Annotated in this window: 16 protein-coding genes; 7 read left to right on the forward strand and 9 right to left on the reverse strand. The window is 71.5% G+C overall.

Translation table 11 applies throughout. The features are described from left to right. Positions 1–3 precede the first annotated feature (3 nt). The gene (locus tag BLW76_RS37705; protein WP_091316601.1) at positions 4–1,695 is read right to left on the reverse strand and encodes a class I adenylate-forming enzyme family protein; all 1,692 of its coding nucleotides are present in this window, start codon (positions 1,693–1,695) and stop codon (positions 4–6) included. Then, complete coding sequence (locus BLW76_RS37710) at positions 1,692–3,164, reverse strand: carotenoid oxygenase family protein (protein WP_091316603.1); 1,473 nt, start codon at positions 3,162–3,164, stop codon at positions 1,692–1,694. The genes BLW76_RS37705 and BLW76_RS37710 overlap by 4 nt, the downstream gene beginning before the upstream one ends. A gap of 125 nt (positions 3,165–3,289) precedes the next feature. On the opposite strand from BLW76_RS37710, the gene BLW76_RS37715 reads away from it, so the two are divergent. Together BLW76_RS37715 and BLW76_RS37720 are read left to right on the forward strand one after the other, a co-directional pair. After that, positions 3,290–4,246 carry a winged helix-turn-helix transcriptional regulator gene (locus BLW76_RS37715; RefSeq protein ID WP_091316604.1) on the forward strand — a complete coding sequence of 319 codons (957 nt, stop codon included), beginning with the start codon at positions 3,290–3,292 and terminating at the stop codon, positions 4,244–4,246. A gap of 71 nt (positions 4,247–4,317) precedes the next feature. Beyond that, entirely contained in the window at positions 4,318–4,503 is a 186-nt protein-coding gene (locus tag BLW76_RS37720) for a DUF5302 domain-containing protein (protein ID WP_004559232.1), read from the forward strand. 42 nt (positions 4,504–4,545) lie between these two features. On the opposite strand, the gene BLW76_RS37725 is transcribed toward BLW76_RS37720, so the two are convergent. Beyond that, complete coding sequence (locus tag BLW76_RS37725; RefSeq protein ID WP_091316606.1) at positions 4,546–5,478, reverse strand: MBL fold metallo-hydrolase; 933 nt, start codon at positions 5,476–5,478, stop codon at positions 4,546–4,548. Between the two features lie 84 nt (positions 5,479–5,562). On the opposite strand from BLW76_RS37725, the gene BLW76_RS37730 reads away from it, so the two are divergent. Next, entirely contained in the window at positions 5,563–6,507 is a 945-nt protein-coding gene (locus BLW76_RS37730; protein ID WP_091316608.1) for a LysR substrate-binding domain-containing protein, read from the forward strand. On the opposite strand, the gene BLW76_RS37735 is transcribed toward BLW76_RS37730, so the two are convergent. The 5 genes from BLW76_RS37735 to BLW76_RS37755 form a co-directional block, all read right to left on the reverse strand. Beyond that, complete coding sequence (locus tag BLW76_RS37735) at positions 6,492–7,292, reverse strand: serine hydrolase (protein WP_091316610.1); 801 nt, start codon at positions 7,290–7,292, stop codon at positions 6,492–6,494. The genes BLW76_RS37730 and BLW76_RS37735 overlap by 16 nt on opposite strands. After that, positions 7,289–8,362, reverse strand: coding sequence for a Glu/Leu/Phe/Val dehydrogenase dimerization domain-containing protein (locus BLW76_RS37740; protein ID WP_091316611.1), 1,074 nt, complete (start codon positions 8,360–8,362; stop codon positions 7,289–7,291). Before BLW76_RS37740 ends, BLW76_RS37735 begins: the two co-directional genes overlap by 4 nt. A 203-nt stretch (positions 8,363–8,565) precedes the next feature. Further along, positions 8,566–9,756: a kynureninase gene (locus BLW76_RS37745; RefSeq protein WP_091316613.1), complete on the reverse strand. Its 1,191-nt coding sequence runs from the start codon at positions 9,754–9,756 to the stop codon at positions 8,566–8,568. Beyond that, positions 9,753–10,547: a tryptophan 2,3-dioxygenase gene (locus BLW76_RS37750; protein WP_091316615.1), complete on the reverse strand. Its 795-nt coding sequence runs from the start codon at positions 10,545–10,547 to the stop codon at positions 9,753–9,755. Before BLW76_RS37750 ends, BLW76_RS37745 begins: the two co-directional genes overlap by 4 nt. Beyond that, a complete protein-coding gene (locus BLW76_RS37755) occupies positions 10,544–11,359 on the reverse strand; it encodes a PaaX family transcriptional regulator (RefSeq protein ID WP_091316616.1) in 816 nt (271 codons plus the stop codon). The genes BLW76_RS37750 and BLW76_RS37755 overlap by 4 nt, the downstream gene beginning before the upstream one ends. A 48-nt stretch (positions 11,360–11,407) precedes the next feature. Here BLW76_RS37755 and BLW76_RS37760 point away from each other — a divergent pair, with 48 nt between their 5' ends. The 4 genes from BLW76_RS37760 to BLW76_RS37775 are packed head-to-tail and all read left to right on the forward strand — an operon-like array spanning position 11,408 to position 15,180. Continuing rightward, positions 11,408–12,160 (forward strand): creatininase family protein, encoded by a 753-nt coding sequence (locus BLW76_RS37760; RefSeq protein WP_091316618.1) that lies wholly within the window; start codon positions 11,408–11,410, stop codon positions 12,158–12,160. Beyond that, positions 12,153–13,667, forward strand: a complete 1,515-nt coding sequence (locus tag BLW76_RS37765; protein WP_091316620.1) for a benzoate-CoA ligase family protein — start codon at positions 12,153–12,155, stop codon at positions 13,665–13,667. The genes BLW76_RS37760 and BLW76_RS37765 overlap by 8 nt, the downstream gene beginning before the upstream one ends. Further along, positions 13,664–14,356: an SDR family NAD(P)-dependent oxidoreductase gene (locus BLW76_RS37770; protein ID WP_091316622.1), complete on the forward strand. Its 693-nt coding sequence runs from the start codon at positions 13,664–13,666 to the stop codon at positions 14,354–14,356. The genes BLW76_RS37765 and BLW76_RS37770 overlap by 4 nt, the downstream gene beginning before the upstream one ends. After that, the gene (locus BLW76_RS37775; protein ID WP_091316624.1) at positions 14,353–15,180 is read left to right on the forward strand and encodes an enoyl-CoA hydratase family protein; all 828 of its coding nucleotides are present in this window, start codon (positions 14,353–14,355) and stop codon (positions 15,178–15,180) included. The genes BLW76_RS37770 and BLW76_RS37775 overlap by 4 nt, the downstream gene beginning before the upstream one ends. A 4-nt stretch (positions 15,181–15,184) precedes the next feature. Here BLW76_RS37775 and BLW76_RS37780 read toward each other — a convergent pair whose 3' ends face one another. Then, positions 15,185–16,099 (reverse strand): SMP-30/gluconolactonase/LRE family protein, encoded by a 915-nt coding sequence (locus BLW76_RS37780; protein ID WP_091316625.1) that lies wholly within the window; start codon positions 16,097–16,099, stop codon positions 15,185–15,187. Positions 16,100–16,105 lie beyond the last annotated feature (6 nt).

A 16,105-nucleotide genomic window follows, 5' to 3' on the forward strand; every position in this document is an offset into this window, starting at 1 on the left:
ACGTCACTCCAGGCTCTCCCGCAGCTGCCGCTTGAGGATCTTCCCGACCGGGTTGCGGGGCAGGGCGTCGGCGTATTCGAGCCGCTCCGGCAGCTTGAACGCGGCCACCTGCTTCTCGCGCAGGTACGCGACCAGCTCGTCGAGCGACGGCTTGCGCGAGCCCGGCACGACGACCGCGCACACCCGCTCCCCCATGACGTCGTCGGGCACGCCGACCACGCCGACGTCGGCGACGTCCGGGTGCCCGGCCAGCAGGCCTTCGACCTCGGCGGGCGAGATGTTCATGCCGCCGCGGATCACGAGGTCCTTCATCCGGTCGACGTACCGCAGGAACTCCCCGCGCTCGCCGTCGATCTCGAAGACGTCGCCGGTGCGGAAGTGCCCGTCGGCGTCGAACGACGACGTGTCGAGCGGCTCGCCCAGCTCCGTGAGGTACCCGGCGAACACCGTCGGCCCGGCGATGTGCAGCTCGCCGGGGCGCCCGGGTTCGGTCACGTGCTCGCCGGTGACCGGATCGTGCAGCCGCACCGACGTCCAGTCGGCCACCGGGGTCGACCAGCTGACGTCCGCGGCGTAGTTGGGGAAGTAGGTCGCGCGCTGGTCCGGGTCCGGGATGTCCGCCGGACCCGACAGCAGCGCGGTGCCTTCGTTGGAGCCGAAGAAGTTGATGATGTCGATGCCGTACCGCTGCGCCCAGGTGCGCACCAGCCACGGCGAGAGCGGCGCCGAGCCGGAGCCGATCTTGCGCAGCGCCGAGATGTCCACTCCGGACAGGATCTTTTCGTTGTGCAGCAGCATGATCAGCAACGCGGGCGGCGCGAGCGTGTAGGTCACCCGCTCGGCCGCGAGCTGGCCCAGGAACACCGGCAGGTCGAACGGGTGGTGCGGGACGAACACGGCGCCGGTCAGCAGCCACGGCAGGAACATGCCGCCGATGCCGGCCATGTTCGTCATCGGGAACGGCGAGAGCAGGACGTCGTCGCGGGTCATCCCGGCCGCTTGGACGCAGCCGCGCGCGGTCGCGAGCCAGTCGCCGTGGCAGCGCGGCACCGCTTTCGGCTCGGCTTCGGTGCCGGACGTCCAGCAGATCGTGACGCAGTCGTTGACGTCGGCTTCGGTCAGCGCGGAGTCCACAGTAGATCGCTCCGCTTCGGACAGTGGTGCTTCGGGCCAGGCCAGGGCATCGGCCGGTTCGTCGTCCCCCTTGGCGACGACGAACCGGACCGACGGCGCCGCAGCGCCTACTAGCCCAAGGGCCGCCCCGGCGAGCTCGTGCTCGCCGTATCTGGATGCGGTCACCACCCCGACGGCACCGGTGCGCCGGCACATCGGGCCGAGTTCGTGTTCCCGGTAGGACACCGGGAACGGGGTGACGATCGCGCCGATCCGCACGATCGCGAGGAACGCCTGCACCAGGGCCGAGCAGTTCGGCAGCTGCACGGCCACGACGTCACCTGCCCGCACCCCTCTGGCGAGCAGGAACGCGGCCAGGACGTCGACGCGTTCGTCGAGCCGGTTCCAGGTCCACCGCACCGGGTCGCGTCCGACCAGTGCGGTGGTGTTCGGTGGATCGACCAGCGCGAGACCCTCCGGGTCGGCACTGACCCGCTCCTTCACGAGCTGGTCGATCGTCTCCGCACTCCACCATCCCCACGTCCGGAAGTCCCGGGCGCGACCCTCTCGATGGCATCTCATGAACGGAGGTTTTCCAGCTGGTCCGCCCGGACCCAGGTCGCGTGAAAACCGAGCGGGACACGCTGGGGAAGCAGGACCCTGGCCACGGGTCCGGCAGCGAGATCGGCGGCGTCGAAGATGTCCAGTTCGGAGCGCCCCTCGCGCTCGTCCTGCACGAACGTCACCAGATAACCGTCCGCCGAATCGGCGGCTGCTCCTTCGCGGGGTGCGAACGGAGCCTCACTGCCCCACCGGCCGGGACCGAACCGGTATTCGGTCTTCGTGCCGGCAAGATTGTCGTGGCGCACCAGCCCGTCGAACTTCAGCGTCGAGGAGGGCGAGATGTGCACCGCGTAGGAGTACCGGTTCCGCCGGCCGACGCCGCGGGCGTCGACGGTCGGGAACTCGGTGTTGTCGTCGTCGAGCGGCGTCTCGTGGCACGCGCCGGTCCGCAGGTCGAAGCGGTAACGGTGCAGCTGGGCGTCGAGCCGCAGGTAGGAGAGCATCTTCGCGAGCGGCGTGTGCGCGTCGGCGCGCGGCTGCGGGCGCTGCACGCGGCAGACGTCGAGGACGACCTCGTCGCCCTGCTCCCAGGCGTTGACGACGTGGTAGATGTAGCACGGGCTCGCTTCGAACCACCGGATCTGGCTACCGTCTCCGTAGCGTGGCAGGATGCCGAAGCGGCTCGGCAGCGAGCGGTCGAAGTGCAGCTTGTGGCGGCCCTGCTTCGCCGCCGCCAGGTCCTGGACCAGCGGCAGGTCCATCAGCACCGCGTAGTGCTCGGTGATGGCCATGTCGTGCGGCAGGCGCGGGCCGGGCAGCTCGATGTCGGTGGTGCGCACGACGGTGCCGTCCGCGCTGATCACGCCGTAGCGCAGGTACGGCGGGCGCGCGCCGTAGTCGAACCAGAACAGCTCGCCGGTGGTCTCGTCGACCTTGGGGTGGGCCATCATGTCGCCGGCCAGCGTGCCGAGGAAGTCTTCGGCGCCGAGGGTCTCCAGCGACAGCGGGTCGACCGCGTACGGCGAGCCGCACAGGTACCAGGTGGCGAGGATCCGGCCGCGGTGGAACACGACGTCGGTGTTGGCGTTGTCCTTGAGGCCCAGGCCGTGGCTGTTGCCGAAGGGGTTGTCCTTCGGGTTCTCCATGACGCCGGTCCAGAGCGCCTTGCCGGCGGCGGACTCGGCTTCGAAGGCCTTCGTGCGGACCCAGCGGTTGCGGTAGCGGGCCTTGCCGTTCTCCAGGTGGACCGCGTGGATCATGCCGTCGCCGTCGAACCAGTGGTAGCGGCCTTCCGGGGCGAACCGCGGGTTCGGGCCGTTGCGCAGGTAGACGCCGTTGAGGTCTTTCGGGATCTCGCCGATGACCTGCAGGTCTTCGGCGTCGATCTCGGTGCCGACCGGGGCGTAGACGCCGAGCAGGTAGGGGTTCGCCTCGGCCGCGTCCGCCGTCCGGGCCACCATCAGCGGCTGTTCGGAGGTGCTGGTCATCGGGCTGCTCCCTGGCTGCCGGGGCTGATGGAGACGAGACTATGATTTGTGTACCCAGGTGTCAATAGGCTTCTTTTGGTGTAGTCAGGTGTACGCTGAGGCCGTCAGGTAACGAGGGGGAACGGGTGACCGAAGCGCCTGCACACCGCATCCGGCCGGCGGGAGATCCGCTCCGCCGGGCGCTCGAGCTGGTCGGCGACCAGTGGACGCTGCTCATCCTGCAGAGCCTGTTCCTGCGCTTCCGGCGCTACGAAGAGCTGCGCCTGCGGCTGGGGATTTCGCCGACGGCGTTGTCGGGACGGCTGCGGGACATGGTGGACGCGGGCATGCTCACCCGCGTGCCGTACCGGGACGCGCGCCGCACGCGGCACGAGTACCGGCTGACCGAGCGCGGCCTCGAGCTGTGGCCGCTGCTGATCTCGATCTGGGCGTGGGAGCGCGAGTGGGTCGAGGGCCGTCGCGCGGTGCTCCCGACGCTGATCCACCTCGACTGCGAGCTGGCTACATCAGCGCCGCTCGGGTGCGCCGCCTGCGGCCGCCGGGTCGACGCGCGCGACGTCCGCGCGGAACGGCTGGACAGCACCGGCGTCGCGGCGGCGACGGCGTCCAAGCGCTTCCGCCGCAAGGACGCCGACTCGCTGGCCGGCGACCCGCTGATGTTCTTCCCGGACACGATGGAGCTGCTCGGCGACCGGTGGTCGACCGGCCTGCTCGTCTCGGCGCTGCTCGGCTGCCGCCACTTCTCGGAGTTCGAGCGCGAGCTGGGGATCGGCCCGAGCGTGCTGTCGGCGCGGCTGAGCAAGCTGGTCGAGGTCGGCGTCCTGCGCACCGGCACGGCGAAGACCCGCACGGACGCCCGCGACTACCGCATGACGGCGAAGGGCCTGGCGTTCTTCCCGGCGCTGGCGTTCATCGCGGAGTGGTCGCGCGGCTTCGAGGTGGCCGGCCAGGAGCCGGACATCACGCTGCACCACGTCGAGTGCGGGCAGCGCCTGCGCCCGATGCTGCTGTGCGACCACTGCGGCCGGCCGTTGACCCGGACGTCGGTGCAGTTCGGCGGCGTGCCGTCCCCCCAACGCTGAAATCGACTCGCCAAGCGGCTGCGCGACTGCCAGGCTGGAGCGGTCACACGTCGTCGTTTTCGGAGGTAGGCATGAGTGAACCGAACCCGTCGCCCAGCGGCGAGGAGGACGACGTCAAGCGCAAGTTCCGCGAAGCACTCGAGCGCAAGCAGGCGCACGCGCGCTCGGGCGCGTCGCACGAGAACGGCGGCGGAAAGAACCAGCACGCCCACGGCCCGGCGGCGAACAAGCGGACCTTCCGCCGCAAGAGCGGCTGAGCACGAGGGCCCCCACCGCGCGCGGTGGGGGCCCTCGCCGGTTCAGGGCGTGAACTCGCCGAGGTGGTCGAGCACCACGAACTCGCTGCCCGGGCTCGCCGCCGCCACCGCCTTCCGCAGGGTTTCCAGGCCTCCGGCGTCCTTCACCTGGCCCAACGGCAGGTCGAAGTCGTCCCAGTGCGTCGCCGCCACGTAGCGCGGGTTGCCCACCGTGCGCAGCAGCCGGGGGACGTACTCGCGGACCTTCGCCCCGCCCGGCGGCAGCAGCACCACGTCCGGGCGCAGCCCCGCCAGCTCGGACTCGACGTAGTTCGAGCCCCCGAAGTCCAGCACGCTCGCCCCGCCACCGGACACCGCGTAGGCCAGCGTGCCGCCCTCCAGCAGGTCCGCGATCACCCGCGGCCGGTCGCGGCGGGACAGCGGCCTCGTTCCCGGGTAGGCCACCTGGGCCCGGTCGCCGGTCGCCGAATGCAGCGAGCGCAGCACGCGGATCGCGTAGCCGTCGAACGCCAGGTCCTCGCCGCCGGTGGCGATCGCCAGCTGGTCCTCCGGGGCACCCAGTGCCGCCATGAGACTCAAATGCGTCTCGGTCCCGAGCACCGTGGCTCCGGTGCGCCGGGCCAGGTACGGGACGTCGGTCAGGTGGTCGTAGTGGCCGTGGGTCACCAGGATGTGGTCCGCGCGGAGGAACCCGCGGTCGAGGTAGCCGTCGATCAGCGCGCGGTTCACCGAGAGCGGCGTGCGCGGGTCGGCGCCCTCCGGGGTGTAGGTCCCCGTCTTGAACCGGGTCAGCCACGGGTCGATGAGAACCGTCTTCGCCCCGATGCGGATTTCCCAGCTGTTGTTGCCCCACCAGCGGAGTGTCATGCCCGAAGTCCTCGGCGCGGCCTGTGCCGTGGCCGGCACGCCCGCCAGGATCGCCGCGGCCGCCGCGCCCGCGCCGAACAGCCCGCGCCTGCTGAATCCGTTGTCCATAACGGACACCCGACCACGACTCGCCCGCCGTTGTCCAAGATCGTCACGACGGCGTTTTGATAGCCGAACGGCTATCGTCGCTGCGTGGACCACCTTCGTTCGCTGCGGTACTTCCTCGTCGTCGCTGACGAACTGCACTTCGGCCGGGCCGCCGACCGGCTCGGGATCGCGCAGCCGCCGTTGAGCCAGCGCGTCAAGCGGCTCGAAGCCGAGCTGGGCGCGAAGCTGTTCGAGCGCGGCCGCCGCGTCACGCTCACCGAAGCGGGCGAAGTGCTGCGTGCCGAGGCGCGCGACGTCCTGTCCCGGTGGGACCGCATGACGGCGCTCGTCGCGAAGGCCGAGCGCGGCGAGCTGGACAGCCTGCGCGCGGGCGTGCCGCCGGACCTGCCCGGCCGGGTGCTGGCCGCAATCCTGACGAAGTTCGCCGACGAGTGCCCGTCCGTGCGGCTGGACCTGCAGGAGCTCACCACGGCCGAGCAGGCCCGGCTGCTCGCCGACCGGTCCCTGGACGCGGGGCTCCTGCAGCTGCCGGTGGACGCGGTCGGGCTCGAGCTCGGCCCGGTCGTCGACACTCCGCTGGGCGTGCTGCTCCCCCGCGATTCCCCGCTCGCCCGCCGCACGGGGCTGGCGCTGGCCGACCTGGCCGGCGAAGGTCTGGTCCACGCCCCGCGCGCGGCCGCGCCCGGAAGTTACGACGCGCTGGTGCGCACGTGCTGGGACCACGGCTTCCGCCCGGCCGCGATCCGGCACGCGCGGAATCCCGAGTTCGTGCTCGGCCTGGTCCTGGCGGGACACGGCGTGGCGTTCGAACCCCGCGCCCGCAAGGAACCGCGAGTGGTGTGGCGGCCGCTCGACGGCGAGGTGCTCCGGGCCCGGATGGCGTTCGCCTGGCCCTCGACGAGCCCGCACCCCCAGGCGGCAAAGCTGGCCGAGCTCGCAGCGACGGTCCTCGGCGACGACGGGGTTTCGCGGCTGGTGCCGCCGCCGGAGGGCCCGCGACCGTGGGACGAGTTCTACGAACGGAGCTGATCGACCGCCGCCCGGGCGGCCTGGCCGATCGCGCGGTCGATGTCCGGCCTGCGCAACGTCTCCGCGCCGCCGACCGTGAACACCGCCACCGCGTACTCCGCCCCATCCGGGTACCGCGCCACGCCGATCTCGTTGCGGATTCCCGGCATCGTGCCCGTCTTGCCCGCCACCGCCACCTCCGGCGGGAAGCCCGCCGTCAACCGGTGCCAGCTCACCTGGGCCGTCATCCACTCGCGGACCGGTGCGCCCGCCTCGTCCGCCCAGAGCGCCGCCAGCAGGGCCGTCATCTCGCGGGGCGTGGTCGCCGATGTCCGCAATGGATCCAGCGCCCGCAACGGGACCCCGGCGGCCGTGTCCTCGATGATCGTGCGCAGCACGTCCCGTGGCGCGCCGATGACCGACGTCCGCGTCAGGCCCAGCTCCGCCAGCAGCGACCGGACGTTGTCCACGCCGACGCGGTCGAACAGCAGGTCCGCCGCCGTGTTGTCGGACACCGACAGTGCCAGCAGGGCCGCGTCGCGCAGGCTGTAGGAGACGTCGTCCGCGAAGCCCGCCGAACCGGTGCCGCCCAGGCGGTCCGCCGCCGACGCGTGCACCCGGTCCGTCGGGTCCAGCAAGCCGGCCGCCACCTGGCGCGCGAACTCGAACGCCAACGGCACCTTCACCACGGACGCCAGCACCACCGGCGCATCCGCGTCGCACCCCAGGGATTCGGCCGAACCGAGACGGCGGGCGTGCAGGAAACCCCGCACGCCCACCGCTTCGAAGAACGCAGCGAGACTCACCCGGTCATGATGGACCGCAGCCGCCCGACCTCCGTCATCCGGCGCTCGGCGAGGCGGTCGGCCGCCGTCGCCGGGGGCACGCCGTCGGTGTCGGCCAGCGCGAACACCGCCTTCGTCGTGTCGTAGATCGCCGTCGTCTTGCGCTTGGCGCGCTCGAAGTCGAAGCCGTGGCGCTCGTCGTCGACCTGGATCACGCCGCCCGCGTTGACCAGGTAGTCCGGCGCGTACAGGACGCCGCGGTCGGCGAGCTGCTTGTCGATGCCCGCGTGGGCGAGCTGGTTGTTCGCCGCGCCGCAGACGATCTTCGCGCCGAGCACCGGCACCGTCTCGTCGTTCAGGACGCCGCCCAGCGCGCACGGCGCGAAGACGTCGAGCTCGGTGCGCAGCAGGGTGTCCACATCGGACGCGACCTGGACGGAGGGGTAGACCTCGAGGGTGCGCGAGACAGCCGGCGCGTAGACGTCGGTGATCGTCACCTGCGCCCCCGCCGCCACGAGGTGGCCGACGAGGATGTGGCCGACCTTGCCGACCCCCGCCACGCCGACGCGCTTGCCGGCCAGGTCCGGGCTGCCCCAGAGGTGCTCGGCCGAGGCGCGCATGCCCTGGTACACGCCGAACGCGGTGAGCACGGACGAGTCGCCGGCACCGCCGTCCTCCGGCGAGCGGCCGGTGACGTACCGGCACTCGCGGGCCACGACGTCCATGTCCTGCACGTACGTGCCCACGTCGCACGCCGTGATGTAGCGGCCGCCCAGGGACTGCACGAAGCGCCCGTACGCGCGCAGCAGCGCTTCGGACTTGATCGTCTTGGGGTCGCCGATGATGACGGCCTTGCCGCCGCCGAGGTCGAGCCCGGCGAGGGCGTTCTTGTACGCCATGCCCTTGGACAGCGCGAGGACGTCGTCAAGCGCTTCGGATTCGGTGGCGTAGGGGTGGAAGCGCGTCCCGCCCAGAGCGGGGCCGAGCGCGGTGGAGTAGATGCCGATGATGGCCTTGAGGCCACTGGCCTGGTCGTGGCAGTACACGACCTGTTCGTGCCCGGTGCCCCGGGCGAACACTCCTTCGGTCACGGTGGTGACTCCTTTGTCATCCGCGCCCGGTTTCGTGGCCGGGACGCGCTTCACGGGTTGGCGGGTGCCCGGTGCGGAGGTCGTCCGCTCGGGTGCCCGGGACCAACCTAGATCCCCGATGATCGCGAGACCAGTGGAGGTCCCGCCATACGGACCGGTAATTCCAAGAAGGGCACTTTCACGTGAAAGTGCCCTTCTCTCTCTCAGCGGAGCACCTTGCCGAGGGTGCCCATCGCCGTCTCCAGCTGCGTATCGGAGAGGTACGGCGCCGGCCCGAAGCGCAGGTACTGCCCCCGGCTGTCGGTGCGGACGCCGTGTGCGGCCAGCGCCGCCTGCAGCCCGGGCGCGTCGGCGCAGCGCAGCGAGAGGAACCCGCCGAGCATCCCGAGCGGCGTCTCGCGGTCGCGGGTGACGACGTCTTCGGGCAACGCGAGCTCGTCGAACACCGACGCCAGCAGCCCCACCTGGTGCTGGGACACCTCGCGCAGGAACTCCGGCGTGAGCCCGTGCTCGGCGAAGAACCGCTGGACCCGGACGCCGCGGTAGTGGCTGGCCGGGTCATAGGTGGCGCCGGCGAACCGGTCGCCGCCGATGGCGTAGGGCACCTGGCCGGGGTGGCGCTCGTCGGCCAGCGCGCCGAACTCGGCGTACCAGCCGGTGATCACCGGGCGCAGCTCCTGGGCGTGCGCGGGCAGCCGCAGGAAGCAGTTGCCCTCGCCGAGCTGCAGGTACTTGTAGCCGCCGCCGAGCACCCAGGCGTTGGTGAGCCCGAGGTCGTGCAGCGCGAACGGGACGACGCCGAGCGCGTGGTAGGCGTCGACGACGAGCTCGATCGACCGGCCGCGGCAGACGTCGGCGAGGTGCGCCAGCCCCGGCACCAGCCTGGAGGTCTCGAACAGCACCGCGGACACGAGCACGGCGGCGGTGTTGCCGTCGACCTCGCCGGCGACGCGCTCGGCGAGCGTCGTCACCGGTTCCAGGGGCACCCGCACCACCTCGACGCCCTCTTCTTCGAGGCGGGCGAGCTGACGGCGGAGGGTGTGGAACTCGCCGTCGGTGGTGACCAGGCGGGGCCGCCGCGGCAGCTCCATCGCCGACAGGAAGCGCAGCACCAGGTCGTGCGTGCTGGCGCCGAGCGCGTACTCGCCGTGCGGGTCGCCGAGCAGCAGGCGGAAGCCCGCGCGCAGCTGGTCGGCCTTGGCGAAGGCGCGCTCCCACTTCCCGTCGACGTCACGGGCGGCGTCCGCGAAGGACTCCAGGAGTCCCTCCTCGGCGACGTCCGGCCAGGCCTGGTGCGAGTGCCCGGAAAGCAGGAGGCGGTCGGCCACCGCGAACCGGGTGTAGTGCGCGGCGAGGCTGTTGGCGTCCGCGCGCAGGTCGTCCAAAGTGGTCACAGTCGGCTCCGTACGGCCCAGAGATCCGGGAACATCGGCTGGAAAAGCGTGGTACGCAGGTAGGTCGCGCCGGATGATCCTCCCGTCCCGGTCTTGTCGCCGATGGTGCGTTCGACCATCTTCACGTGCCGGTAGCGCCACTCCTGCATCCCTTCGTCGAGATCCACCAGACATTCGGCGACGACCGAGGGTCCCCCGTCGTCGCTGTACACGTCCAGCAATATCGCCTGCAGGGCCGGGGACGGCTCCACCGGTCGAGTGACGTCTCGGTCACACTCCACGGCATAGCCAGAAACCTTGAGGTACGCGAGAAAAGAGTCGAACAAGGACGGTCGCGCCATCGCTTCGGCAATGCGTTTCCGCTGCTCGCCGTCCTCGGGGTAGTGCGCGAACACGCGCTCGTCGCGCCGCCCCAGCACCGCCTCCAGCTCGCGGAACTGGGCCGACTGGAAGCCGCTCGAAGCGTCCAAACGGGCGCGGAAACTGGTGAACTGGCTGGGCGTCATGGTTTCCAGCACGTCGATCTGCGCGACCGCGACCTTGAGGATGGTGAGGATCCGGCGCAGCGTGCGGATGGAGTGCGCGGTGTTGCCCTTTTCCAGGTTGGCCTGGAGGAAGGCGGCTTCGTGCAGGATCTGCTTGAACCACAGCTCGTACACCTGGTGGATCACGATGAACAGGAGCTCGTCGTGCTCGTCGGACCGCAGGCGCTGGGCGTTCAGCACTTCGTCGAGCCCGAGGTACGAGGTGTAGCTCAGGGCTTCCTGGGTCGCGGGGCTGGGTTCGGTCATCCTCGGGTCACCTCGTCGAAGTGGCGTTGCGCGGGGCGCGCGAGCGCGGTGTACAGATCGTGGAACAGCTCGACCGCCGCCGCCCGGCGGTCCGGGGCGGGCACCAGGTCGGCGGGCAGTTCCGGGTCGAGCGACGGGAACATCCGGAAGGTGTGCACCAGCCGGGTGCGCACCTCGAACGCCTCGGCGTCCGGCGGCTCCCGGCCGGCGTACCCGCCGAACTGGCCGACGAACGCGGCGTACCGCGCGGCCAGGTCGTCGAGGTCCCACGCCCGGCCGGCGAACCGGCGGACGTCGAGCGCGGCCGACGGGCGGCCGAGCAGCAGCCCGGCGTGCTCGGTGACGTCGAGTTCGCCGAGCAGGGCGACGACCTCGGCCTCACGGTCGTGCGGGGCGATCCAGGTGCCGTCCTGGTAGGGCCCGAACCCGAGGAACCGCAGCCGCCGGACCAGGCGTTCCCTGGCCTGGCGGCGGCTCTCGGGGATGCTCTGCCACAGCACGGTCCACTCGCCCGCGGCGCGCTCGCGGCGGCCGAGCGAGAAGATCCGCCGGTCGCCGTCGGCGAGCAGCGCGATGGTGCGCCGGGTCAGCGAGTAGTGCACGGTGCGGCCTTCGCGGTGGCGCTGCAGCAGGCCGCGGCGCACCAGGCGGGTGAGCGCGATCCGGGCCGCGCCGTCGGAGAAGCCCAGCTCGGCGAGCACCGCGACCAGGCCGCCCGACCACACCCGGCGGGTCTCGCGCGGGTGCACGTAGCTGCCCAGCAACGTCACGACCAGCTCCTGGGGGCCGGCTTCGAAGGCGTCGGTGGGCATGGGCGCAACTCTATACACCTCAGGTCGCTGCGGTGTAGCTTGATTTGCGTGACGTACTTCGCGGACCTCACCTCGCGGCAGGTCGCTGCGCTCGCTTCGGCCGAGCGCGTCCCGGTGCTGCTGCTCCCGCTGGGGGCGATCGAGCCGCACGGTCCGCACGCGCCGCTGGGCACGGACCCGCTCATTTCGCGCGGGATGTGCGAGCGCGCGGCCTCTCGCCTGGCCGCCGACGACGACGTCCACGTCCTGGTGCTGCCCGAGGTCCCCTACGGCGTGACGCGGTTCGCGGCCGGGTTCGCCGGCGGCATCCACATCGGCGAGGAGACGCTGCACTCGCTGCTCGTCGACATCGGCGCGGCCCTGATCGGCCAGCGGCTCCGGCGCATCCTGCTGGTCAACAACCACTTCGAACCCGCGCACCTGGTCACGCTGCGGCGCGCGGTGGAGACGTTGAACTTCGCCTACGACGGTCGCGTCGCCCTGCTCGACCTGGTCCGGCGGCGGCACGCGCAGCGGCTGACGAGTGAGTTCCGGTCCGGCGAGTGCCACGCCGGGCGCTACGAGACGTCGCTGGTGCTCGCCGACCGGCCCGAGCTGGTCGACCAGGCCCTGATGCGGACGCTGCCGCACGTGCCCGTGAGTTTGGCCGCCGCGCCTTCCGACGGGGGATTCCTCGCGATGGGCATGTCCGACGCGTACTGCGGGGCGCCCGCCGAGGCGACCGCGGCCGAAGGTGAACAGACGTTCTCGACGTTGACCGACCTGCTGGTGGAAGCGATCCGGGAGCTGGCCCGTGAGTGAGCCGTTCAACCTCGCCACGTACTTCCTCGACCGGCACGTGGCCGCGGGACGGGGTGACCGGACCGCCCTGTACGTCGGCGACCGTGCGATCAGCTACGCGTCGCTGGCGGCGCTGGCGAACCGTGTCGGGAACGTGCTGCTCGACGCCGGTGTCCGTCGTGGGCAGCGGGTGCTGCTGGCGCTGAGCGACGGCGAGGAGTTCGTCGCGGCCTGGTACGGCGCCCAGAAGATCGGCGCGGTCACCGCCGAGGTCTACCCGTTCCTGCAGCCCAAGGACTACGCGTACTACCTCGGCTACACCGAGGCCGTGGCGGTGGTCGCGGACGCTGTCACGTTGCCCGCACTGCGCGAAGCGGGCGCCACCGGGTTGTTCGTCACCGGCGTGCCCTCCGACGAGCTGCGCCCCGGCGAGCGTCCATTCCGGACACTCGTCGACGCGGCACCGGATGTTTTGTCGGCGGCACCGACCACTGTGGACGACGTCGGGATCTGGAAGTTCACCACCGGCAGCACGGGCGCGCCCAAGGCGTGCGTGCACCCGCTGCGCAGTCCTCTCGAAAGCTTCCGGCGGTACGCCGTCCAGGTGCTCGGCCTGCGGGAGGACGACAAAGTCCTGGCCGTGCCGAAGCTGTTCTTCGGCTACGCGCGCGACCTGGTCGCGCTGTTCCCGTTCGGCGTCGGAGCCGCGGGGATCGCGTTTCCCGAGCGCAGCACCGCGGATCTGATGTTCGAGCTGATCGCGAAGCACCGGCCGAGCGTGCTGGTCAACGTGCCGACGATGATGAGCGCGATGGTCGCCCACCCGGCCGCGGCCGAGCAGGACCTGAGCTGCCTGCGGATGACGACGTCGGCGGGCGAGGCGCTGCCCTCGGAGCTGCACCGGAAGTGGGACGCGACCTTCGGGGTGCCGGTGGTCGACGGGATCGGCTCGTCCGAGGCGTACCACATCTACCTGTCGAACCGGCCGGGCGCGGCCCGCGTCGGCACGCTCGGCACGCCGGTCCCCGGCTACACGGCCGAGGTCGTCGACGAGCTCGGGGAACCGTTGCCGGACGGGGAAATCGGGCCGCTGCGCGTGACCGGGCCGACGATCGCGCGGGAGTACTTCGGCGATCCGGAGAAGTCGGCACGGACGTTCGACGGCGACACGCTGACGTCGGGCGACCTGTTCAGCCGCTCCCCCGACGGCTCCTTCCGCCACCACGGCCGCGCGGACGCGCTGCTCAAGGTCGGCGGGGTCTTCGTCGCGCCCGGCGAGATCGAGGACTGCCTGCTCGGCCACGCCGCCGTGGTGGACTGCGCGGTGGTCGGCCACGAGGTCGACGGCCTGGTCGTGCCGCGCGCGTACGTCGTGGTGCGGAGTCCCGTGTCGGCGGAAGAGCTTCAGCGACACGCGAAAGCCCACCTGGCCAAGCACAAGTACCCCCGCGAGGTGGTTTTCGTGACGGAACTCCCCCGCATGGCCAACGGAAAGCTCGACCGGCGCGCCCTGGCGGCCCGCCCGTGAGCCGCCTTGTCGTGGTCACCGGCGGCACGCGCGGCATCGGCGCGGCGATCACGGACCGCTTCCGCGCCGCGGGCGACACCGTGCTGGCGCCGGGCCGGGCGGACTGCGACGTCACCTCCGAGGAGGCCGTGGCCGCGTATTTCGCCGCGGTGGGCCCGGTCGACGTGCTGGTCAACAACGCCGGGATCTCGTCGAGCGCCCCGGTGACCCGGACTTCGCTGGCCGACTGGCGCGCGCAGTTCGAGGTGAACGCGACAGGGGCGTTCCTCTGCACGCGCGCGGTCCTGGACGGCATGCGCGCGCGCGACAGCGGACGGATCGTCACGGTCGCGTCGACGGCCTCGCACGTCGGCTACCGCTACACGGCGGGGTACACGGCGTCGAAGCACGCGGCGGTGGGGTTCATGCGCGCGGTGGCGGCGGAGCTGGCCGGCACCGGCGTCACGGCAAACGCGGTGTGCCCGGCGTTCGTCCGCACGGACATGACGGCGACCTCGGTGGAGCGGATCGTCTCGCGGTCGGGGCGGTCCACTTCGGAGGCGGAAGCGGCACTGGCGGCGGCGTCCCCGCTCGGCCGGCTGCTGGAGCCGTCCGAAGTGGCGTTCGCGGTGTCCTTCCTGGCGGCCCCGGAAGCGGCCGCGATCAACGGCCAGACCCTCGTACTCGACGGCGGAGGAATCCAGTCATGAGCCCGTTCCGTGCCACTGCCCCGCTGACGCGCGACTGGGAGCACTTCGGCTTCGCGGTGGCCGACGGGGTGGCGACGGTGACGTTCACGCGCCCTTCGAAGCTCAACGCGCTGACCTTCGACGTCTACGCGGACCTGCGGGACCTGGTGATCGAGCTCCCCCAGCACGCGGACGTCCGGGTCCTGGTGATCACCGGCGAAGGCCGGGGGTTCTGTTCGGGCGGCGACGTCGAGGAGATCATCGGCGAGCTGCAGAAGTTCGAGACGGCGGAGCTGCTGGAGTTCACCCGCATGACGGGCGCGGTGGTGAAGGCCCTGCGCGAGTGCCCGATCCCGGTGATCGCGGCGGTCAACGGAGTCGCGGCGGGAGCGGGCTCGGTGATCGCGCTGGCGAGCGACTTCCGGTTGCTGGCGGAGTCGGCGAAGTTCGCGTTCCTGTTCACGAAGGTGGGCTTGGCGGGCGCGGACATGGGATCGGCTTATCTCTTGCCGCGGCTGGTCGGCTTGGGTCGCGCGACGGAGTTGTTGATGCTTGGGGACAAGGTGTCGGCTGCGCGGGCCTCGGAGATCGGGCTGGCTTCGCAGGTGGTGCCCGACGCAGATCTCCCGGAGGTGGCATCGGCACTGGCCCGGCGCCTGGCCGACGGCCCGGCACTGGCCTACGCGACGACGAAGGTGCTGCTGACCCGAGAGCTGGACATGGACCTGGGCAGCGCGATCGAGCTGGAGGCGATCACGCAGGCGTTGCTGATGACGGCGAAGGACCACAAGGAGTTTTACGCGGCGTGGACCGCGGGGCGGGAGCCGCGCTGGACGGGGCGCTGAGGGCTCAGCGCACGGGCGTCACGGCGATCGCCGACTCCTCCAGCGACCCGAAGTACAGCTTCCCCTGCCACTCGCGGACGCCCACCAGCATGTGGAAGCCGTCGATCTCGCCACGCAGCTCCCGCACCACCCGGCCGTCTGGTGCGACGCCCAGGACGCCCACCTCGCGGCCCGGGCTCGGCTGCAGCGATGTCGGCAGCCGCCGGACAGCCGCCCGGAGGAACGGCGGCAGCCGGCGCACCACGTCCAGCGCCGCCACCTTCGGTGACGCCTGCGTGATCCAGATCAGGCCGTCCGTGCCCGTCGAAATGTTGTCCGGGAAGCCCCACAAGCCGTCGACGAACACATCGGACCGGCCGTCGGGCAGCCACACCCGTGACACCCGGCAGGCGCCCGTCTCCGCCACCGCCACGAACGACTCGTCCGGGGCCAGTGCGACGCCGTTCGCGAACTGGAGGCCGTCCAGCAGCAGGTCGATCGTGCCGTCCGGGGTCCGGCGCAGCAGGCGGCCGCCCGCTGTCTGCTCGATCAGGTCGTCGCGCCAGTTGTCGATGCCGAAGCGGCGGGAGGAATCCGTGAAGTAGACCGTCCCGTCGGACGCCACCGCCGCGTTGTTGCAGAACACGAAGTCCAGGCCCAATGCGGAAGTGGCCAGCACCGAAGGAGAACCGCCGGTCAGCGGGACCACCAGCAGTCCGGCGCGGGCGTCGCAGATCAGCAGCTCGTCGTCGCCGTACAGCTCCAGCCCGAGGGGGCGGCCACCCGTGTCCGCGATGACGTCGACGCGCTGCCCGTCGGGTGACAGGCGCAGGATCCGGCCGTCGTCGACACCCGTGTAGACGCGGCCCTCCGCGTCCACGACGACGTCCTCCGGGCCGTGGCCGTTCACCGGGTACAGCGTGACCTCGCCGAACTGCATCAGGGC

Origin of the sequence: Amycolatopsis tolypomycina, assembly GCF_900105945.1 — a bacterium.
Classification (GTDB): Bacteria; Actinomycetota; Actinomycetes; order Mycobacteriales; family Pseudonocardiaceae; genus Amycolatopsis; species Amycolatopsis tolypomycina.